The following is a 21,311-nucleotide window of genomic DNA, read 5'->3' as shown; positions in this document are numbered from 1 at the left end:
TCCCCTTGATTTGTCCAATTTGAGCATTCGTGATGTGACATCGATCACAAATTGCCGGTGCCTTATGGGGTGGCAAACGGCGTTGAGGTGTGATGCATTCCACCTGATCAGGTGGAAAAGAGGTGTTTGGGCGTCGTTGCGTGGGGTTACATTCATGGTCAATCACGTCACAGACAGGATCTGCCATGCCCATTCTTTCCAAGTCGCCTTCCGGTGTCGTCACTGGCCTCTGGGGCTCTGCATTCGTGAAGCTGCCCAATGGCAAGCTCAAGCCGCTGCAGATGGGCGATCAGGTCAAGCCGGGTGAGCAGATCATCACCACGCAGGACGGCATCGTTCAGATCACCAACCCCAAGGGCAAGGTGGCCGAGGTCAAGCCGGTGGCGCCTGTCACGGATCTCGACCGTGACATCGCTGCGCTGGAAAGCGGTGAAGAAGCAACCGCCGCCGGCCTGACCGGTGGTGGCGAAGGCGGGCTCACGCCGGGCCTGCGCGTGGACCGCGTCAGCGAATCGGTCACGCAGCTGTCCTTCCAGTTCGGTACCGAGCGCCCGGCGCCTGAGATTCCGGTCGGTGTGACGCAGCCGCTGTTCTTCACGGCCGTGAACAACCCGCCTGTGGTGACTGATACGCCGGGCAACCCGGGCGGCCCGGGCAGCTCGTTCGATCCTGTGACGGGCAACTACACCGTGACCACGCCGGAAGACACGCCGGTCAGTGGCCAAGTCAAGGCGACTGATGCCGACGGTGACACGCTCAGCTTCGTCAAGGGCAGCGACCCGACCAATGGCACCGTCACGGTCAACCCGGACGGCACCTGGACCTACACCCCGGGCAAGGACTACAACGGCAACGACAGCTTCACCGTGCTGATCGATGATGGTCACGGCGGCAAGGCCACCTCGACCGTCAACATTGGTGTCACGCCGGTCAATGACGCGCCTGTGGCCGTGGACGACAGCATCTCCACGCCCGAAGACCGCCCGGTGATCATCGACGTGCTCAAGAACGACAAGGACGTTGATGGCGACAAGCTGACGGTCACCAAGATCGACGGCAAGGACATCGTGCCCGGCGGTTCTGTGGACCTGCCAGGCAAGGGCACGGTCACCCTGAACACCGACGGCACGCTGACCTTCACCCCGGCGCCCAACTACAACGGCGACGCCAGCTTCACCTACACAGTCAAGGACCCCAGCGGCGCCACCGACGATGCCCGCGTGACGCTGACGGTCGACCCGCTGAGCGACACGCCGGTGGCCGTGGCCGATGAAGCCGCCACGCCGGAAGACACCCCCAAGGTGATCGACCTGCTGGCCAACGACACAGACGCCGATGGCGACAAGCTGACGATCACGCACATCAACGGCCAGCCCATCGCGGTGGGCGGCTCGGTGGAGCTGCCCGGCAAGGGCACGGTCACGCTCAATGCCGACGGCAAGGTGACCTTCACCCCGGCGCCGAACTACCACGGCGATGCCAGCTTCAAGTACACCGTGACCGACGGCGAGACCCCGGTCGAAGTCGACGTGAAGGTGACGGTGACGCCGGTCAACGACGCGCCGGTGGCCGTCAACGACAACGTGTCGACCGAGGAAGACAAGCCCATCGAAGTGCAGGTGCGCAACAACGACACCGATGCCGATATGGCGACCGACGGCGATGTGCTGACGGTGACCGCGGTGACGCAAGGGGCCAATGGCACGGTGGTGATCAACCCGCAGACCGGCAACCCCGTGTACACGCCCAAGCTGGACTTCGTGGGCACGGACAGCTTTACCTACACCATCAAGGACCCGAGTGGCGCGACCAGCACGGCCACCGTCACGGTGACCGTGGGTGGCGTCAATGACGCCCCCGTGGCGCAGGACGACGTGGGCCAGATTGGCCAGAACGCCGTGCTGACCGTGAGCGCCGCCAACGGCGTGATCCTGAGCGGCGCCAACCCGGCCGGCCGCGACAGCGACATCGACGGCGACAGCCTGACCGTCACCGCCGTGTCCTTCAACGGCACACCGGGCACCGTGGGCACCGCCCTGCAGGGCCAGTACGGCACGCTGGTGCTGCGCGCCGATGGCTCCTACACCTACACCCCCAACGACACGGCCAAGGCCCTGGACGATGGCGAGACCGGCCGCGACGTGTTCACCTACACCGTCAAGGACGGTGGCGGCCTGGCCGACACGGCCACGCTGACGGTGACGGTGACCGGCGCCAACGACGCCCCGGTGGCCGTGGCCGACAACGCCACCACGCCTGAAGACACCACCGTGGTGGTGCGCGTGCTGGACAACGACAAGGACATCGACGGTGACACGCTCACGATCACCAAGATCGGCAATCAGGATGTCACGGCTGGCAGCACGGTCACGCTGACCGGTGCCGGTGGTGCGGAGATCGCCAAGATCACGGTCAACGCCGACGGCACGCTGACGGTGGATCCGGCGGCCAACTACAACGGCCAAGTGAGCTTCCAGTACACCATCAGCGACGGCAAGGGCGGCACGGACACGGCCACGGTGCGCATGAACGTCACGCCGGTGAACGATCCGCCGGAAGTGACGGACACCCCGGCCAACCCGGGCGGTCCGGGCAGCTCGTTCGACCCGGTCACGGGCAACTACAGCTACACGACGCCGGAAGACACGCCGGTGAGCGGTCAGGTCAAGGCCACCGACAAGGATGGCGACGCGCTGACCTTCACGAAGGGCAGCGACCCGACCAATGGCACCGTCACGGTCAACCCGGACGGCACCTGGACGTACACGCCCAAGCCCGACTACAACGGCAGCGACAGCTTCACCGTGCTGATCGATGATGGTCACGGCGGCAAGGCCACCTCGACCGTCAACATTGGTGTCACGCCGGTCAATGACGCGCCTGTGCTGACCGCGCAGACCGCTGCCGTGTCGGAAGAAGGTCTGGCTGGCGGCCTGGTCGACAACGCCGGCTCGCCTTCGGACACCACCAACTCGGCCACCGTGTCGGGCTCCATCCAGGCCATCGACCCGGATGGCACCGCCCCCACCAACTGGACGCTGGAAGCGCCGACCACGGCCCTGACCTCGGGCGGCGTGGCCGTGAGCTGGACCGGCAACGGCACCCAGACCCTGACCGCCACCGCGGGCGGTGTCACCGTGGGCACGCTCACCATCGACAACAACGGTGGCTACACCTTCACGCTGAAGGCGCCGCTGGATCACCCGATCGCCAATGCCGAAGACGTGCTGCCGCTGAACTTCACCGTGCGTGCCAGCGACGGCCAGCTTTCGGGCTCGACCACGCTGACCATCAACGTGGAAGACGACGCGCCGAGCAACGCCGTGTCGCAGAGCCGTGACACGTCCGTGATCGACACCAACATCATGGTGATCCTGGACATGTCCACGTCCATGAACACCACCGACGGTGTCAACGGCACGACCCGCCTGGCCAGCGCCATCGCGTCCATCAACGCGCTGCTCGACAAGTACGACGCGCTGGGTGATGCGCGCGTGCGCCTGGTCACCTTCGGCACCAACGCCGAGGCCCGTGGCGATGTGTGGACGACCGTGGCCGAGGCCCGCACCATCCTGGCTGGGCTGGGCACGATTGCCCCGACCAACCAGGGTACCAACTATGACGAGGCCCTGGGCGATGCCATCACGGCCTTCTCCAGCGCTGGCAAGCTGGCTTCCGGCCAGAACGTGTCGTACTTCATCTCTGACGGGGCGCCCACCTACGGTTCGGGCACCACCAGCCAACTCACGCCCGCAGGCCAGAGCCCTGGCACGCCTGCCACCAACGGCTCGGGCAACACCCAGACGGGCAGCGACGACACGGGCATCCAGGCCGCAGAGGAAGCTCTGTGGAAGAACTTCCTGGTGGCCAATCAGATCGACAGCTTCGCGCTGGGCGTGGGTGGCGTGACGGCCGCCCAGCGTACCTATCTCGATCCGATCGCCTATGACGGGCGTGCCGTGGCCGAGCGCAATGGCGTGATCGTGAGCGCCTTCTCGCAGCTCGATGGCGTGCTGGCCAGCACGGTGCCTGCCTCGGTCAGTGGCAACCTGCTGTCGGGCAGCTTCCTGGCTGCGGGCGGCAGCCAGGGCGCGGATGCGCCGGGCTACGTCAAGTCACTCACGGTCAATGGCGTCACCTACACCTACGATCCAGCCAACGGCGGCTCGATCACGGTCACGGGTGGCACCAGTGCCGGCGTGTTCGACACCACCACCGACACCCTGACCATCACCACCAAGCTGGCCGATGGTTCGGTGGGCGGCAAGTTCATCGTCGACATGGATGGTGGCGACTACCGCTACGAGGTGCCTCCCGCCGTGCCGGCTGCCGGTGCCAACGAGGTGCTCGGCTTCGTGATCAGCGACCGCGATGGCGACACCACGGGCTCGACCTTGACCGTGAACGTCAGCAAGCCGGTGATCACCAACGGCACCAGCGGTGCGGACACGCTGACGGGTGGCTCGGGCATCGACTTCATCACTGGTGGCGATGGCAATGACACCATCAACGGCGGTGCCGGCGACGACAAGCTGTACGGCAACAACGGCGACGACATCATCAACGGTGGTGCCGGCAACGATGTGCTGCACGGTGGATCTGGCAACGACACGCTCAATGGCGGCGAAGGCAACGACCTGTTGATCGGCGGTGCGGGCAACGACGTGCTGACCGGCGGCCTGGGAACGGACGTGTTCCAGTGGACGCTGGCCGATCCGGGTACCAGCGCGGCCACGCGTGCGGTCGATACCGTCAAGGACTTCAACGTGGCTGCGGCTTCGGCCGGTGGCGATGTGCTGGATCTGCGTGATCTGCTCACCGGTGAGAACACCACCGGCGGTGCGGGCAACCTGCAGAACTACCTTGACTTCGACACCTCCGGCAGCAACACGGTGATCCGCATCAGCCCGACGGGTGCGTTCAGCAACGGCAACTACACCGCGGCGAACGATCACCAGCAGATCGTGCTGGAGGGGGTGAACATCCGCACCGGCCTGGGGCTGGCGGCCAACGCCACCGATGCCCAGATCATCACCAAGCTGATCCAGGACGGCAAGCTGCTGGTGGACAACTGATCCGCAGCTTCTTGCCCTTCGAAAGCCCGCTTCGGCGGGCTTTTTCATGTTGTGAACAAAATGCATCGCTGCCCTGCATGTCGGGGGCAGCCCTGATCAAGCGTGCGGGGGGGCATGCATACCGTGCCGTGGCGTGCATTCGATCACGCTTTGGCGCCTACCCTTATCCGGAAAACTGCGCATCACGGTGTGATTTGCCGCACTCCGGAGTGCGGTTTTGGTTTGTTTTGGCGCAAAAGGTGGGGTTACATTTCACGCAGTTGTATTACCTGCAGGAGATGTCATGCCACTGCTCGCGAAATCCCAATCCGGAACCGTGACCGCCTTGTGGGGACAGGCCTTCATCGAGATGCCCGATGGCAGCTTCAGGCCGCTGAAAGTAGGTGACAAGGTCGAATGGGCCGACCAGATTCTGACCTCCCAGGATGGCATCGTGCAGATCATGCGGCCGGACGGGCAGGTCGCCAGCCTGCAGGCCGAACCCACCAACATCGACCGCGAGATCGCCGGGCTGGAAGACGGCGAGCTGGATTTCGCCACGGCCGCCGGCCTGACCGGTGGCGGGGAGGGCGGGTTGACCCCGGGCTTGCGCGTTGACCGGGTCAGCGAGTCGGTGAGCCCGCTGGCGTTCACATATGACACCGCCCTGGCAACGCCGGGCATCCCCCTGGGCGGGGTGGAGCAGCCTTTCCTGGCCGATGCGCTGGTCGTGCCAGCGGCGCCCGTGCTCGACCTGGACGCCAATGACTCCAGTGGCGCGGTCGGCAGAGGCTTTCAGACCAGCTATACCGAGAAGCAGGCTCCAGTGCGGCTGGCCGATGTCGATGTCAGCATCACGGATGCCGACAGCACGGTGCTGCAGGGGGCTACCATCACCCTGACCAACGCCCAGGCCGGCGATGTCCTGAGTGTGCTGGGGGCGCTGCCGGCCGGCATCACGGCCTCGGTCAATGGGAGCGTGATCACCCTGACGGGCGAAGCCAGCCTGGCGGCCTACCAGGCCGCCTTGCGCGAGGTCGGCTTTTCCAGCACCAGCAGCAACCCGTCCACCGTGGACCGTACCGTGGAGATCACGGTGACCGATGGCGGCCTGCTCAGCAACACCGCCGTGACGACGATCGAGGTCATCGAAGTGAACGATGCGCCGACCGTCACGGCCACGTCGGGCACGGTGTCTGAAGAAGGCCTGCCGGGCGGGGTGACCGATCCCAACGCGCCTTATCCGGAATCGGCCGTGCTGCAGGGCCGCATCAACGTGTCTGATCCTGATGGCGACGCCACCATGATCACCGTGACCGGGCCTTCCGGCATCATCGCGGCCAATGGCAGCGAGGTGGTCTGGGCCAGCGATGGCAATGGCGGGTTGGTGGGCACGGCGGGTTCAAGCACGGTGGCTACCCTGAGCGTGGATGCCGATGGCAACTACACCTTCGAGCTGCTGGCGCCACTGCGCCACCCGGCCCCGGGTGAGGATTCGCTCGATCTGGTCTTTGGCGTCGGCGTGAGCGATGGCCGTGGCGGCACGGGCTCGACCTCGTTCACGGTGGCGGTGCTCGATGACAGCCCCAACACGCTGCTACCCGTCGCGGACACGGTCCAGGTGCTCGACACCAATGTGCTGATCGTGCTGGACGTGTCTGGCTCCATGAACAACCAGAGCGGCATCGGCACCCTGAGCAGCCTGCAGGCCGCCATCCAGTCCATCAATGCCTTGCTCGACCAGTACGATCAGTTCGGCAATGTGGCTGTGCGCGTGGTGACCTTCTCCGACACGACGCAGGCCCTGGGCACGAGCTGGGTGAGCATCACGGATGCGAAGGACTTGCTGGCCAACATCTTCGCCATCGGCAGCACCAACTACGACTACGGCCTGTCAGCCGCGCAGGATGCCTTCGGCAGCGACGGCAAGATCGTGGGCGCGCAGAACGTGTCCTACTTCCTGTCCGATGGTGATCCGACCTTGTCCAGCACCAACCCCAAGGGCATCGCTTTCGGCGGCAACAACGACGGCAATGTGACCAACCCCGAACTGGGCGATGGCATCGATGCGGACGAAGAGGCAGCCTGGCAGGCGTTCCTCAACGCCCACAGCATCACCTCCTATGTGATCGGGCTGGGCACGAGCGTCAACCAGAGCAATCTGAATCCTATTGCTTACGACGGGCAGTCGTCCTCGAACCTGGATGCCTCGGTGGTCACCGATCTGAGCCAGCTCGACAAGGTGCTCTCGGGCACCGTGAAGCAGACCACCACGGGCTCTCTGGCCGAGGGGCAATTGCTCGGTGCGGATGGGTTCGGCCATGTTGCCAGCATCACGATCGACGGTGTCGTCCACACCTACGATGCGGCCAACCCGGTGTTGTCCGTCACCACGGCCCTGGGGCAGCAGTTCACCGTGAACTTCGACACCGGTGTCTACACCTACACGGTGCATGCGCCCGTGAGTGCCAGTGCCACGGAAGTGTTCCGCTTCAGCCTGGCCGACAAGGACGGCGATGTGGCCTTGTCGACGACCCTGACCATCGATGTGCAGCGTACGGTGGTGCTGGAAGGCTCGACAGCGGCAGACGATCTGTCGGGTAGCAACACGGATGCCAACCTCATCCTGGGCCATGCTGGCAACGACACGATCGTCGGCGGCATCGGGGGGGACCAGCTGTACGGCAATGAGGGCGATGATGTGCTGCAGGGCCTGGGCGGCAATGACCTGCTGCACGGTGGCCCGGGCAATGATGTGCTGGTGGGCGGCGCAGGCAACGACACCCTGATCGGCGGTGAGGGCTCCGATGTGTTCCGTTGGAGCCTGGCCGATGCAGGCAGTGCTCCGACCAGCCGAGCAGTTGACACCCTCAAGGATTTCGATGTCGCAGCACCTGCGGCGGGCGGTGACGTGCTGGATCTGCGTGACCTGCTGCAGGGCGAGAACACCACGGGCGGCGTCGGCAACCTGGCCAACTACCTCGATTTCGAGACCAGCGGTTCCGGCACGGTCATCCGCGTGAGCCCCACGGGCAGTTTCGCCAACGGTACCTATGCCTCCGGTGCGGATCACCAGCAGATCGTGCTGGAGGGCGTGAACCTGCGCAGTGGCCTGGGCCTGGATGCCAACGCGACGGGTGCGCAGATCATCGGCAAGCTGCTGGAAAGCGGCAAGCTGCTGGTGGACAACGCTTGAGTGTGGTGGGTGAGGCTGGGTCTGGCCCGGCCTTGCTCGCTCAGGCAGTGATGGCCAGGCGGGCCTGCAGGCGCTGCTTCGCGCCCGGCCATTCGGCATCGATGATGCTGAAGCGCACGGAGTTGCGGATGAAGCCATCGGGCATGATGCGCTCGTGGCGCAGGATGCCCTCCTGCTGGGCGCCCAGGCGAAGGATCGCGGCGCGCGACACGGCATTGCGCTCATCGGTCTGCAATTGCACGCGCACGCAGCCCATGGCTTCGAAGGCCTGGCCCAGCATCAGCAGCTTGGCCTCGGTGTTGGCAAAGCTGCGCTGCCAGGAGCGCGCCAGCCAGGTGTGTCCGATCTCCAGCTTTCTGTTGGCCGCATCGACCTTCCAGAAACGGGAGGAGCCGATGACCTGGCCTGTTTCACGCAAGGTGGTCACGAAGGGCATCACGTGGCCTTGCCGTTCGCCCTCCAGCGCCTTGGCAATGTAGCCCTCGACCGTCTGTTCTGAGGGCACCACCGTGAAGGGCAGGTTCCACAGCTCGCCGTCACTGGCGGCCAGCACGAGCGCTTGCGCATCGCTGGACCGCAAGGGGCGCATCACGATCCGCTGCCCGGTCAATGTCGGGGTTTGCGTGTTCATGCGCCCATGCTCACGAGCGGTCGCGCTTGAGGCGTTGCTGCCTGAGCAGCCCAATGGTGATCAGGATCAGCCCGCACACCAGTTCCGACAGGCCGACCAAGGTGAAGGTGAGCGAATCGTTGTAGTAGCCGATGGCCACCGCCGGAATACCGGCAGCGAGCAGCACGATGCCGATGATCCAGAACATGTGGGCTTGTTTCGGGGCATCCATGGGGCGTTCAGCGTGCAGGCGAGTGATCAATCCTGCATCCTATCGCAGCCGTGCAGGCCACGGTGACAAGGGTCAAGGCGGCCGGCGCCAGCGCATGGCTCCGGCCATTGCCAGGTGACGGTACTCAGGAAGTGGACGCGATGGTCAGCATCTTGGTCTTGATCTCTTCACTGCAGTTGCTTGCGTGGCTGGCAAGCTCCTTCTTCAGCCCTGCGGCGCTGTTGCCGACCAGTTCATCGTAAGTGGGCTCCTTGCCGTTGGCATCAGGCACCCGCGAGCAGAAGCTCTCGGCAACCACGGTCTTGCTGCTGGTGTCGATGATTCGAGCCTTGGCGCTGTAGATCACGCGGTGGGCGGCTGCGGGTGTTCTTTTGCCGCAGCGGGATCAGTGCGCGCGTTTGGCCGGCGGCGTGGCTTCTTCACCAAGACTGGCGTTGACGCGTCCCCCATTGGAGAGATGGGCCAGCAGCTTCTGCCAGATCACGTGGCCGGCGCGGTCATAGGCTTGCACGGCCTCATGGAAGGCGCGGCGTTCGGCCACGTTGACCAGTGGCTCGGGCAGCAGGGGGTCGAACACCAGTTGGCGGATGGCCTCGTTGCCCAGCAGGTAGCACTCGCGGGCGGCCACTTCGGTGTCGAGCTGGTCGGCATGGGCCATCCAGGCCTGGAGCTTCTGGCGGGTGGCCTGGTAGCTGGCCGTGAGGGCCTTGCCGTCCCAGAGCTGGCGAGCGGCCTTTTCGCGAGCCGGGTCCAGATCATGGGCAGAGAATACTGGCGCCGTGGGGTCCAGGCCCAGCTTGTAGAGGCGCTCACGCGCCGCCGGGGCATGGCCCCCCAGGTTGTCGGGGCGCAGGTAGAGCGTGGGCTCCAGCTCACGGAAGCCCGCCATGGTCAGCGAGCGCTCGCGCGCGCGCAGGGCGGGTCGATCACTGCGGCCCAGGGCACCCGTGCTCACCATCAGCCAGCGGCCATCCCATTCACAGGTGCGGTCTTCGAGCGTGCGCCAGCGCGACACGTCGCTGGCCAGGGGAGCAGCCTGCGGGCCCAGGCGGTAGCTGCCGCGCCCAGCGGCTTCCACCAGGCCGGCAGCGGCCAGGCGTACCAGGGCCACCCGTACGCTGTTTTCTCGGATGCCGAACAGGGCGCATGCCCCAACGGCTTCCCGTGAGGACAGCGGGCCGTCGGCGGCCATCAGCAGGTTCAGGATGAGGTGTTTGGGGTTCGGATCCATGAGCAGTCGGAGGCCGTAAGGCGCGAGGGCGGGTTGACGCGGCGTCATTTTGCGTCAACGGCCACCTTCGATCATGTCCGAAAGTATGCCCTTAATGGAGGGCGTTCCGAGCGACTGTCTCATCCGTGCGAAGGGCCCTGACTTGTGCGGATCACACGCAGGCCGTCTTTGATGCCTGGATGGCGCGTAATCAGGCTGCCAGTACGACCACATCCTGCCCGGCGGTGACACCGCTGCCTTCCTTGCAGCGCACGCTCAGCACGGTGCCCTTGGTGGGCGCCGTGACGGGGAACTCCATCTTCATGGACTCGACCACAGCCAGGGTCTGGCCTTCGTCGACCGTGTCGCCCTCGGCCACCAGCACCTTCCAGACGCTGCCGGGCACGGGGCTGCCGATGGCGGTGGCGCCTTCGGGCAGGGCAGTGTCGTTGGGCGGCGGGGCCACCTCCAGCTCGCTCAGGCTGCCGTCCTGGCCGGAGGCTTTCCAGCGATCACGTTCGGCGTCGAAGGCGGCCTGCTGGCCTTGCTTGAACGATTCGATCCCTGCTGCTTCACGTTGCAGGAACGCTCGGTATTCGCGCAGGCTGAATGTGCCTGGCTCGATGCGCAGCTTGAGGCGCCCGGCGGGGAAGTCGCGGCGCATCTGCAGCAGTTCTTCTTCGCCGACGGGGTAGAAGCGAATCTGGTCGAAGAAGCGCAGCAGCCAGGGCTTGCCGGCTTCGAAGTCGGTGGCGCCGTGGCGCTCGTCGCGCCAGCGGTTCCACATCTGCACGGTGCGGCCGACGAACTGGTAGCCGCCGGGGCCTTCCATGCCGTAGACGCACAGGTAGGCGCCGCCGATGCCCACGGCGTTCTCGGGCGTCCAGGTGCGGGCGGGGTTGTACTTGGTGGTGACCAGGCGGTGGCGAGGGTCCAGCGGGGTGGCCACGGGCGCGCCCAGGTAGACGTCGCCCAGGCCCATCACCAAGTAGCTGGCGTCGAAGAGGATGCGCTTGACATCCTCGATGCCGTCCAGGCCGTTGATGCGGCGGATGAACTCGATGTTGCTGGGGCACCAGGGCGCGTCGGCGCGCACCGACTGCATGTACTTCTCGATGGCCAGGCGCGTGGCGCTGTCGTCCCACGACAAGGGCAGCCACACGGTGCGGGTGGGCACGGTGAGGTCGTCCAGGCTGGGCATCGAGGCTTCGGCCTGGTCGATGGCCTTGAGCAGTTGTGCGCGGGGCAGGCGTGCCGGATCGAAGTGGATCTGCAGGGAGCGGATGCCCGGGGTCATGTCGACGATGCCATCGAACTGGCCTTGCTGACGTCGCTCGTTCAGCGCTGTCATCAGCGCGTGCACGTGGAAGCGCAGCGTGAGGTCCAGCACCAGGGGGCCGTATTCGATCAGCAGGTAGCGATCGCCGGCCTGGCGGATGCAGCGGGCGGGCCGGTCGGTGGTGTCGTTGGCCGGGCGCTGGTCGAGGATGGCGGAGAGGGTGGTGGTGACGTCTTCGGCAGGGATGCCAGAAGGCAATTGCGACAAATTGCTTGCGGGGGCAAGATTTGAACCTACGCCTTGCGCGGAGGCCACCAAAGCATCTTGCGCACGTTGCAAGGCCTCAGCCTGCGCATGCGTCAACGCGATGAAGCGCAGCGTGTCACCCGCCTTGAGCTGCCCAAGCTTCCAGCGCTCGGCGGCCACCACCACGGCCGGGCACACGAAGCCGCCCAGGCTGGGGCCGTCCGGGCCCAGGATCACGGGCATGTCGCCGGTGAAGTCGATGGCGCCGATGGCGTAGGCGTTGTCGTGGATGTTCGAGGGGTGCAGGCCGGCCTCGCCGCCGTCGGTGCGGGCCCATTGCGGCTTGGGGCCGATCAGGCGCACGCCGGTGCGGCTGCTGTTGTAGTGCACCTGGTAATCGGTCCCGAAAAAGGTGGCGATGTCTTCGGGGGTGAAGAAATCGGGGGCGCCGTGCGGGCCGTAGAGGACGCCGATGGTCCAGTGACGGGCGAAGGGGCTGGTGGTGGGCGTGGTGCTTGTTGCGCTGGCCGGTTGGGTGTTTGATGCCGCACCGGAGTCGTTTGCCTCAGAGCCGTTGCGCGCCGCGAAGCCCGCAGGCGCGCCTTCCGTGGCCACGAAGGCATGCAGCATGTCACCCGTGCGCAGCGTGCGGCCTGCATGACCACCGAACTGCCCCAGTGTGAAGGTGCTGCGGCTGCCCAGGTAGGTGGGCACGTCCAGGCCGCCCTGTACGGCCAGGTAGGTGCGCGCGCCGCCTTCGCTCAGCGGCACGGGGCCGAGCTTGAGCGTGCTGCCCGCAGGCAGGCGCAGCGGGCGGTTGAAGGCCTGCGCGAAGGGCAGCGGCTTGCCATCGAGCGTGATGGCCATGGGCGCGCCGCACAGGGCGATCACCAGTTCGCTGTGCAGCTTCAGGGTGGGGCCGGCCACTGTGCATTCCAGGCCGGCGGCGCCTTGCGGGTTGCCGACCAGGGTGTTGGCCAGGCGCAGGTGCAGATCGTCCATGGGGCCGGAGGGCGGCACGCCCACGTCCCAGTGGCCGGTGCGGCCGGGCCAGTCCTGCACCGTGGTCTGCACGCCGCCGTCCAGTACCTCCAGCGCACGCGGGTGCCAGGCGAAGCCGCCCAGCGTGCTGGTGACGATGCGGCCTTGTGCGAACACCTCCGAGCCGCTCACGGCGCGCAGGTAGCGCAGGTTGGTTTCGATGCCGGCCAGGCGTGTGGCGTCCAGCGCCTCGCGCAGCTTGCGCACCGCCTGCGCGCGCGTGTCGGCCGTGACGATCAGCTTGGCGATCATCGGGTCGTAGTAGGGCGGCACGTCGCTGCCGGTGTCCACCCAGCCGTCCACGCGCACGCCTTCGGGGAAGGCTACTTCGGTGAGTACGCCCGCGCTGGGCTGGAAGTTGCGGGCCGGGTCTTCGGCGTACAGGCGCACCTGGATGGAGGCGCCCTTGGGCGCGGGGGCATACAAGGACCATTGGTCACCGCGTGCCAGTCGCACCATCCACTCGACCAGGTCCACGCCGGTCACCTGCTCGGTCACGCCGTGCTCCACCTGCAGGCGCGTGTTGACCTCCAGGAAGTAGAAGGCGCCGGTGTCGGCGTCCAGCACGTATTCCACGGTGCCGGCGGAGCGGTAGTTCACAGCCTGGCCCAGCCGCTTGGCCGTGTCCAGCAGGGCGGTGCGCGTGTCGGCTGACAGGTGCGGCGCGGGCGTTTCCTCGATCACCTTCTGGTTGCGGCGCTGGGCCGAGCAGTCGCGCTCACCCAGAGCGACGACGGTGCCTTGGCCATCGCCGAAGAGCTGCACCTCGATGTGGCGGGCGCGCTCGACGAACTTCTCCAGGAACAGGCCGGCATCCTTGAAGTTGGATCGGGCCAGGCGTTCCACCGCTTCATAGGCCGCATCCAGCTCGGCCTCGTTGCGCACCAGGCGCATGCCGATGCCGCCGCCGCCGGCCGTGCTCTTGAGCATCACGGGGTAGCCGATGCGCAGGGCTTCTTCTCGCGCGTGGGCCGCGTCCTTCAGCAGGCCGCTGCCGGGGAGCAGCGGCACCTGGTGCTGTTCGGCCAGCGCGCGTGCGGTGTGCTTCAGGCCGAAGGCCCGCATCTGATCGGGCGTGGGGCCGATGAAGGCGATGCCCGCGTCTTCGCAGGCCTGGGCGAAGGCGGGGTTCTCCGAGAGGAAGCCGTAGCCGGGGTGGATGGCGCCGGCGCCGGTCTCGCGTGCAGCGGCCAGGATGCGGTCGACATCGAGATAGCTCTGCGCGGCGGGCGCGGGGCCGATGCACACGCTGGCGTCGGCCAGGGCCACGTGGCGCGCGTCGGCGTCGGCCTCGGAGTAGACGGCCACGGCCTTGAGCCCCATCTTGCGCAGCGTGCGGATGATGCGGCAGGCGATGGCGCCACGATTGGCGATCAGGACGGTGTCGAAACGGGCGGGGGAGCTCATGGGGCGGGCGCCTTCGTCGGCATGGCAGGTCGTCCTGCCGGTGGTGAGGCGTCACGGCGGGTCGTCCCGCCGGGGCTGCGCGGGCAGCCGGTCAGGTGCGCGGAGGGCTCAGGCAGGATCCCACAGCAGGAAGCGCGCGGGCGTCGGGTTGTAGGCGTTGCAGGGGTTGTTGAGCTGAGGGCAGTTGGACACCAGCATCAGGATGTCCATCTCGGCGCGCAGCTCCACGTACTTGCCAGGGCCCGAGACGCCATCGGCAAACGTCAGCTGCCCGTCTTCGGTCACAGGCACGTTCATGAAGAAGTTGACGTTGGGCACCAGGTCGCGCTTGCCCAGGCCGATGTCGGCGTGCTGCAGGGCAATCAGGTAGTTGTCACGGCAGCTGTGCATGAACTTCTTCTGCAGGGCGTAGCGCACGGTGTTGCTCTCGGCCGCGCAGGCGCCGCCCAGGGTGTCGTGTCGGCCGCAGGTATCAGCCACGATGGTCAGCATCGGGCGGCCTTCGCTGCTGGTCAGCACCGAGCCAGTGGTCAGGTAGATGCCGCCCTGCGCCAGCATGGTGTCGGTGGCGCTGTAGTGCTCGGCCGGGTCGTTGGCGTTGTAGAAGATCACGTCGACGGCCTGGTTGCCTTCGAGATCGACGATGCGCAGGGTCTGGCCCTTGTCGATGCGCAGCAGGTAGGGCTCGCCGGAGGGCAGGAAGTGGTCGAGCACGGCCTTGCTGGCGTCCAAGGGGCTTTCCTGGATGCGGATGGCGCTGGCGCTTGGTTGCAGGCCTGGATCGGTCATGGCATTCATGGCGGGTCCTTGTGGTCAGAGGTACTGCATGTCGGCGTTGTGGATGGCGCGGGCGCATTCGGGGCGGAAGGCGCGGTTGAAATCGTCCTTGGGCGCGGGGCCGGATGTCCAGGCGGCCAGGCCGATCTTTTTCGGCGCATAGATGGGCGACGGGTCCAGCGGATGCGGCGAGGTGGAGAAAGCGATCAGCGTGTCCATGTCGAAGCGCAGCTCGACCATGCCGCCAACTGGCGTGTGCCCGGGCGCGAACTGGAAGCGGCCCTCGGCATCTACCGACACCTTGCTGAAGAAGTTCACCGGCGCGATCAGGTCGCGCCGCGCCAGTCCGTACTTGCCGATCTCGATCAGCAGGCCGTCTTTTCCGCTGCGGTGCATGGCGTTGCGGTGGGTGTGAAAGGTCTTCGCATCGCCGGTGTACTTGGCGTGCATGCGCTCGGCATCGAGCAGCGCGCCGAGCGGGTCGTGCCAGCCGATGGTGTCCTCGGTGATGCTGGCGAGGGAGCGGCCCATGTCGCTCATCAGGGTGTGGCCGCGCGTGAGGTGGGCCGTGTGCTGCGCCTTGAGCGAATCGGGCATGTTGTAGCGCTCGAGCTTTTCGCGGGCGTGGTAGAGCACCATGCTCAGGTTGGCGCCGGCTTCCAGGGCGACCATGCGCAGGCGGCTGCCGCGCGGCATCACGTAGGACCAGTGGCCGCCTCCGGGCACGATTTCGGACCACATCACGCGGTTTTCTGGCAGCTCGGGGGCGAAGCGTTTCCAGAGCGTGGGCGTATCCACAGGGCTGGTGACGGGCGGGTTGTCGGGGATTTCTGTGAAGTGTTCCATCGTGGTTCTTTCTTGATGCCGCAGGGCTCACTCGATGGCGCCCGTGGCCACGCCTTCCACCGAGCGGTTGAGCTTGTCGAGCAGGTCCAGGTCGGTCTTCATGCCGGAGGTGTCACGGATGCGGTCCAGCAACTGGCGCTTGAGCTGCAGGAACTCGGGCGAGAGCTTCATGTCGCGGTGGCGCTCGGGCGGCAGCGGTACGTTGACGATGCTGTCGATGCGGCCGGGGCGCGGCGCCATCAGCACGACGCGGTCGCCCAGGTAGATGGCCTCGTCCACGTCGTGCGTGACGAAGACGATGGTGGTGCGCTCCAGCTTGTGCACATGCTTGATCAGGTCGTGCATCACCTCGCGGGTCTGCGCGTCGAGGGCGCCGAAGGGCTCGTCCATCAGCAGGATGGGCGGACGGCTCATCAGCGCACGTGCAATCGCCACGCGCTGCTGCATGCCGCCGGACAGCGCCGCCGGGTAGGACTTGGCCACATGCGTCAGGCCCATCAGGCGCAGCAGTGCATCGGCGCGGCCTGCGGCATCTTCTACATCTGCGCTGGTGCGGTCTTGCGTGTGTGTCTTGAGTTGGCGGCAAAACTTGATGTTGTCCAGCACCGTGAGCCAGGGGTAGAGGCTGTAGTGCTGGAACACCATCGCGCGGTCAGGCCCCGGTGCGGTGATGGGGTTGCCGGCCACGCTCACGCTGCCCTGGCTGTAGCTTTCCAGCCCGGCGATGGTGCGCAGCAGGGTGGATTTGCCGCAGCCCGATGCGCCGACGAAGGTCACGAACTCGTTGGGGCCGATGTTGAGCGATACGTCGCGCAGCGCGGGCGCGGTGGCGCCTGGGTAGTACTTCCAGACGTGGTCGCAGTGGATGCCGAGGGCTTGGGTCATGGCGGGCTCCTCAATGCGGCTCAGCGCGTGTGCATGTAGGGGAAGGCCTTGCGGTGCGCCAGGCGGAAGAGCTGGTCGATCACCAGCCCGATCAGGCCGATGATCAAGATGCCCGCGAAGATCTTGTCGGTCTGCAGAAAGCGCTGTGCCTTCAGGATGGCGTAGCCCAGCCCCGAGTTGGCGGCCACCAGCTCCGCCACGACCAGGTAGGTCCAGGCGCAGCCCATGTTCACGCGCAGGGTGTCCAGCAGTGCAGGCTTGGCCGAGGGCAGGATCACCTTCTCGACGATCTCCCAGCGCGTGGCGCCCATGGTCTGCGCGGCCTCGATCTGCGCCATGGGCACGCGACGCGTGTCCTCGGCCACCATCAGCACCATCGGGAAGAAGGTGCCGATGAAGATGATGGCCACCTTGGCTCCCTCGTCGATGCCCACCCACACCATGACCAGCGGCACGAAGGCCACGGCCGGCATGTAGCGGATGAAGTCCATCATCGGCTCCAGCAGCGCCTGCACCACACGCCATGAGCCGATCAGGAGGCCCAGCGGCAGCGCGATCAGCGAGGCCAGCGCCCAGCCGACCACCACGCGCATCGTGCTGATGCCGATGTCGCCCAGCAGGCCGTCGGCCCACCACACCTGCACGCGCTCGATCACCTTGGCCGGGCCGGGTAGGAACACGGGCTCGACCCGGCCGCTGGCCACCGCCAGGATCCACAGCACGATGGGGGCAAGCAGGCCCACAGCCGCCAGGCTCCAGTACACGCTGGCGGGGATGCCCTGGCGCAGCGCAAACAGTGGGGTGGGCGCCACCGCAGGCGCTGGATCGGCCGGGTACTCGGGCACGGCGATGCTGTTGGCATTGGCCGCCAGCGGCAGTGCGATGGAGGGAGGTGATTTGGACATGGTCAGGCTCCTGTCTCAGAGCAGCATGGGATGCGACAGCGGGCGCGCCTGGGCGCCAAGCCCAGGCGGCAAAGGCCTTACTTCAGCGCCTCGGCCAGCAGCGATGCGTCCACACCCTTGGCCGCATCGGGCTTGCCGTCGATCAGCTTGTGCTCCAGCAGGAAGCTGGAGATGGTCGGTGCCACGCCCACGAGGGATTGCGGGCCCTTGCCGTCCAGCGCCGTCTTGTTGGCGGCTGCGTCGAAGAACTTGGTTCCTGGCAGGAACACCTTGTACTCATCGGGCTTGAGACTCACGACCTTGCTCATGATCTGAGCTGCTTCATCAGGCTTGTCGGCGATGAACTTCACCGTGTCGAACCAGGCCTTGATCATGCCGACCAGTTCTTTGCGCTTGGCCTTGATGGCCTTGTCCTGTGCCACCAGCAGGTCGGGGATCAGGCCGGGCATGTCCTTGGAGGTGAACAGGGCCTTGCCCTTGCCACTTTGCTCGATGGTGTGGATCCAGGGGTTCCAGACCACGGCGGCGTCCACGCGGCCGGCCATGAAGGCGGCGGCGGCATCACCGGCCGACAGGTTCACGATCTTCACGTCGGCGGGTTTCATGCCGTTCTTGGCCAGCGCCGTGGCCAGCACGAAGTGCGACACGCTGAACTCTTCGAGCGCGACGCTCTTGCCCTTCAGGTCCTTGATCGACTTGATCTTGGGCGAGGCCACCACGGCGTCGTTGCCGGCGGAGTTGTCGTTGACCAGGATGGTCTTGAGCGGCAGGCCCTTGGCGAGTGGGCCCATGGTGTCGGACCAGGTCTGCGAGTTGGCATCGAGCTGGCCGGATGACAGGGCGGCGATGGAATCGGTGTAGTTGGCGAACCAGACGAGCTTGACGTCGGCGCCGTGCTTCTTGAAGAAGCCCTTTTGCTCAGCGACGTACCAGGCAACCCAGCCGGGCCAGTCGGAGACGCCGACCTTCACTTCGGCCGATGCTGGCAGCGGTGCTGCAAGCGCCATGGCGGCGGCGACCGCGGCCATGGCGCCGAGCACTTTGCCTTTCAGTGTCTTCAATGAAGAGGACACCGAGGGCCTTGCAAGTGGTGGCAGTGCTTGTGCTGCTGCTTTGTGCTGGGCCGAGATGGTGGCGTGAGACGTGCTCGGCACGGGGTGGAAATCGACACGACGCATGTAAGGGCTCCTGGGCTGGGGTGGACGCGCGAGAGGACACTTCTGTCGAAGCGAACCTCCCGGGCTTTTGTCCCGCCGTGGAGCCTGCGTCGGTGAATGGCCGACCCGGGCCGGCAGCTCTCGGACCAGACACTTCATCACCGGTACTGCTTGGTGATGGAAGCCGGAACCCTAGCCACCATTTCGAAGAAACGACTGCGACATCGTTCCTCTCGGGGCAAGATGTATGCAAGGTCGGTGCCAGGTGTTTGGAGCCTGTTTTGCGATGTTGTGGTGCGGCCGCGCACAGGCCGTGCGCCACCAGGGTGCGCCGGGGGCCTTGGTGTCAGATCGGCTTGGTGCGCTCCTGCAGCCAGGCCAACGTGTCACCGCTGACCAAGGGGCTCAGGCGGCGCAGCACCTCGGCGTGGTAATCATTGAGCCACTGGATCTCGTCGACGCGCATCAGGGCCAGGTCCACGCAGCGCGTGTCGATGGGGCACAGACTCAGCGTCTCGAACGCCAGGTAGTGGCCGTGCTCGGGCGTGCCGGGCTCGGCATCGGGCACCGCAGGCGGAACGGGCACGTTCAGCACCAGGTTCTCGATGCGGATGCCCCATTGGCCCGGGCGGTAAAGCCCCGGTTCGATCGACGTGATCATGCCGGCCTGCATCGCCATGTTGGCATCGGGCACCGCCTTGGAGATGGACTGCGGCCCTTCGTGCACGTTCAGGAAGTAGCCCACGCCGTGACCCGTGCCGTGGCCGAAGTCCAGCCCCTCGGCCCACAGCGGCGCGCGGGCGATGGCGTCTAGCATCGGTGCCAGCGTGCCGCGCGGGAAGCGCGTGCGCGACAGCCCCAGCGCGCCCTTGAGCACCAGGGTGTAATCGCGCTTTTGCTGCGCGCTGGGCGTGCCGATGGCCCACACGCGGGTGATGTCGGTGGTGCCGCCCAGGTACTGCGCGCCGGAGTCGATCAGCAGCAGGCCTTCGGCCGTCAGGCCTTCGGGGGTGCTGAGCACGGCGTAGGCCTCGGGCGTGGCGCGGTAGTGGGGCAGGGCGCCGTTGGCGTTGAAGCCGGCGATCGTCGGGAAGCTCAGCGAAATGAACTCGGGCTGCTTCTCGCGCTCGGCCGTCAGGCGCTCGTCGATGGTCAGCTCGCTGATGTGCTCGCGGCCCAGTGCCTGGTCGAACCAGGCGTAGAAGGCGCACATGGCGGCGCCATCACGCTCCATGGCCTGGCGGATGAAGCGGGCCTCGTCCGGCGTCTTGCGGGATTTGGCCAGGGTGCTGGGGTTGATCGATTCGATCACGCGCACACCCTCGGGCACGGCTTCGCGCAGGCCCCAGGTCACGCGCTTGGGGTCGAGCAGCAGCACACTGCCAGCGGGCAGGGCGGCCAGCGCATCCAGCGCCAGGCCGTAGGTCTGTATCTGCACACCATCCTGGGTCAGGCGATCACGCAGCTCGGCATTGACCTTGCCGTCGGCCACGAACAGCGTGGCGCTGTCCAGACCCAGCAGCAGATGGCCGAGGAAGACGGGGTTGTAGTCCACATCGGCGCCGCGCAGGTTCAGCGCCCAGGCCAGGTCGTCCAGCGTGGCGATCCAGTGGTGCGTGGCGCCCTTGTCGGCCAGGGCCTTGCGCAGCAGGGCCAACTTGTCGGCGCGGCTGGTGGCGGCGTGCGGGGGCTGGTGCTCGAACACAGCGGCATCCGGCAGGCCGGGGCGCCCGGGCCACACGGCATCCAGCACATCCAGGTCGGTACGCAGTTGCCAGCCTTCGGCCTTCAGTGCATCGTGCAGGGCCTGTGTCTGGGCCAGGCCCATCACGTGGCCGTCCACGGCCAGGGCGAGTGGGCCGTCGGCCAGGACGCCCAAGGCCAGATCCTGGAGCCAGGCCACATAAGCCGGCGTGGCCGGTCCATCGAGCTTGACCAGGTCCACACCGGTGCCAGCCAGCTCAGACTCGGCCTGCTCCCAGTAGCGGCTGTCGGTGAACAGCGCGGCCTTGCCCTGGGCCACCAGCAGGGTGCCGGACGAACCGGTGAAGCCGCTCAGCCAGGCGCGCCCCTGCCAGCGCTCGGGCAGATACTCGGACAGGTGCGGATCGCTGCTGGGCACCAGCACCGCCTGCACTTGGCGGGCGGCCAGCGCACCGCGCACGGCGCTCAGGCGGGAGGGGATGTCAGCCGGGGCGGCCAGGGCGGAAGGGATGGGGGCGGTCGTGGTCACGATGGCAAACGGGCGCAGACAGTCGGCGGGCGGATCGGAGCGCTGTCGCTCATCGGAAGGGCATCCAATGCATGACAGGCCATGGCCAATCCTGCCACGGAACGGGCCGCCCGTGCGTCTCGGGTGTTTCCGGCGGTTGCGGCGGGTGTCTGTTCGAAATCAGGCCGCGTTGGATGTGCCGCCCTTGGCCGCAGATGCCGCCTCGCCGGCCGCAGGCGCAGGCGCGCTCGCGG

General features: G+C 66.6%; 13 protein-coding genes and 1 riboswitch. Of the genes, 2 read left to right on the top strand and 11 right to left on the bottom strand.

The features are described from left to right. Positions 1-185: 185 nt before the first annotated feature. Both WAQ08_RS11030 and WAQ08_RS11025 read left to right on the top strand, forming a co-directional pair. Positions 186-5,075, top strand: a complete 4,890-nt coding sequence (locus tag WAQ08_RS11030) for an Ig-like domain-containing protein (protein ID WP_422191626.1) — start codon at positions 186-188, stop codon at positions 5,073-5,075. 283 nt (positions 5,076-5,358) lie between these two features. Then, positions 5,359-8,250, top strand: coding sequence for a type I secretion C-terminal target domain-containing protein (locus WAQ08_RS11025; protein ID WP_422191625.1), 2,892 nt, complete (start codon positions 5,359-5,361; stop codon positions 8,248-8,250). A gap of 40 nt (positions 8,251-8,290) precedes the next feature. Here WAQ08_RS11025 and WAQ08_RS11020 read toward each other — a convergent pair whose 3' ends face one another. From WAQ08_RS11020 to WAQ08_RS10970, 11 genes are all read right to left on the bottom strand, one after another. Beyond that, the gene (locus WAQ08_RS11020; RefSeq protein WP_422191624.1) at positions 8,291-8,881 is read right to left on the bottom strand and encodes a GNAT family N-acetyltransferase; all 591 of its coding nucleotides are present in this window, start codon (positions 8,879-8,881) and stop codon (positions 8,291-8,293) included. 10 nt (positions 8,882-8,891) lie between these two features. Continuing rightward, a complete protein-coding gene (locus WAQ08_RS11015) occupies positions 8,892-9,092 on the bottom strand; it encodes a hypothetical protein (RefSeq protein WP_422191623.1) in 201 nt (66 codons plus the stop codon). 124 nt (positions 9,093-9,216) lie between these two features. Next, positions 9,217-9,438 carry a hypothetical protein gene (locus WAQ08_RS11010; RefSeq protein WP_422191622.1) on the bottom strand — a complete coding sequence of 74 codons (222 nt, stop codon included), beginning with the start codon at positions 9,436-9,438 and terminating at the stop codon, positions 9,217-9,219. A 39-nt stretch (positions 9,439-9,477) separates the two neighbouring features. Beyond that, the gene (locus WAQ08_RS11005) at positions 9,478-10,323 is read right to left on the bottom strand and encodes a PaaX family transcriptional regulator C-terminal domain-containing protein (protein WP_422191621.1); all 846 of its coding nucleotides are present in this window, start codon (positions 10,321-10,323) and stop codon (positions 9,478-9,480) included. Between the two features lie 190 nt (positions 10,324-10,513). After that, positions 10,514-14,275, bottom strand: a complete 3,762-nt coding sequence (gene uca / locus WAQ08_RS11000; protein ID WP_422191620.1) for an urea carboxylase — start codon at positions 14,273-14,275, stop codon at positions 10,514-10,516. 108 nt (positions 14,276-14,383) lie between these two features. Further along, on the bottom strand, positions 14,384-15,073 hold the full coding sequence (locus tag WAQ08_RS10995; protein ID WP_422191619.1) for an urea amidolyase associated protein UAAP2: 690 nt from the start codon (positions 15,071-15,073) through the stop codon (positions 14,384-14,386). A 15-nt stretch (positions 15,074-15,088) separates the two neighbouring features. After that, complete coding sequence (locus tag WAQ08_RS10990) at positions 15,089-15,793, bottom strand: urea amidolyase associated protein UAAP1 (protein WP_422191773.1); 705 nt, start codon at positions 15,791-15,793, stop codon at positions 15,089-15,091. Positions 15,794-15,925: 132 nt separating this feature from the next. After that, on the bottom strand, positions 15,926-16,783 hold the full coding sequence (locus tag WAQ08_RS10985; RefSeq protein WP_422191618.1) for an ABC transporter ATP-binding protein: 858 nt from the start codon (positions 16,781-16,783) through the stop codon (positions 15,926-15,928). 20 nt (positions 16,784-16,803) lie between these two features. Beyond that, positions 16,804-17,688, bottom strand: a complete 885-nt coding sequence (locus tag WAQ08_RS10980; protein WP_422191617.1) for an ABC transporter permease — start codon at positions 17,686-17,688, stop codon at positions 16,804-16,806. Positions 17,689-17,765: 77 nt separating this feature from the next. Continuing rightward, the gene (locus WAQ08_RS10975) at positions 17,766-18,716 is read right to left on the bottom strand and encodes an ABC transporter substrate-binding protein (protein WP_422191616.1); all 951 of its coding nucleotides are present in this window, start codon (positions 18,714-18,716) and stop codon (positions 17,766-17,768) included. Positions 18,717-18,920: 204 nt separating this feature from the next. Continuing rightward, positions 18,921-19,052: riboswitch (guanidine-I (ykkC/yxkD leader) on the bottom strand. 139 nt (positions 19,053-19,191) lie between these two features. Beyond that, complete coding sequence (locus WAQ08_RS10970; protein ID WP_422191772.1) at positions 19,192-21,060, bottom strand: M24 family metallopeptidase; 1,869 nt, start codon at positions 21,058-21,060, stop codon at positions 19,192-19,194. Between the last annotated feature and the right edge of the window lie 251 nt (positions 21,061-21,311).

The sequence above is a fragment of the Aquabacterium sp. genome (genome assembly GCF_049274795.1).
Lineage (GTDB): Bacteria > Pseudomonadota > Gammaproteobacteria > Burkholderiales > Burkholderiaceae_C > Aquabacterium.
This window is presented reverse-complemented; position numbering and strand designations above follow the sequence as displayed.

Coding starts and splice junctions, on each gene's coding strand:
- WAQ08_RS11005 (WP_422191621.1), bottom strand. CDS start 10,323: ATGGATCCGAACCCCAAACACCTCATCCTGAACCTGCTGATGGCCGCC.
- WAQ08_RS10990 (WP_422191773.1), bottom strand. CDS start 15,793: ATGTGGTCCGAAATCGTGCCCGGAGGCGGCCACTGGTCCTACGTGATG.
- uca (WP_422191620.1), bottom strand. CDS start 14,275: ATGAGCTCCCCCGCCCGTTTCGACACCGTCCTGATCGCCAATCGTGGC.
- WAQ08_RS10995 (WP_422191619.1), bottom strand. CDS start 15,073: ATGAATGCCATGACCGATCCAGGCCTGCAACCAAGCGCCAGCGCCATC.
- WAQ08_RS11020 (WP_422191624.1), bottom strand. CDS start 8,881: ATGAACACGCAAACCCCGACATTGACCGGGCAGCGGATCGTGATGCGC.
- WAQ08_RS11015 (WP_422191623.1), bottom strand. CDS start 9,092: ATGGATGCCCCGAAACAAGCCCACATGTTCTGGATCATCGGCATCGTG.
- WAQ08_RS10985 (WP_422191618.1), bottom strand. CDS start 16,783: ATGACCCAAGCCCTCGGCATCCACTGCGACCACGTCTGGAAGTACTAC.
- WAQ08_RS10980 (WP_422191617.1), bottom strand. CDS start 17,688: ATGTCCAAATCACCTCCCTCCATCGCACTGCCGCTGGCGGCCAATGCC.
- WAQ08_RS10975 (WP_422191616.1), bottom strand. CDS start 18,716: ATGGCCGCGGTCGCCGCCGCCATGGCGCTTGCAGCACCGCTGCCAGCA.
- WAQ08_RS11030 (WP_422191626.1), top strand. CDS start 186: ATGCCCATTCTTTCCAAGTCGCCTTCCGGTGTCGTCACTGGCCTCTGG.
- WAQ08_RS11025 (WP_422191625.1), top strand. CDS start 5,359: ATGCCACTGCTCGCGAAATCCCAATCCGGAACCGTGACCGCCTTGTGG.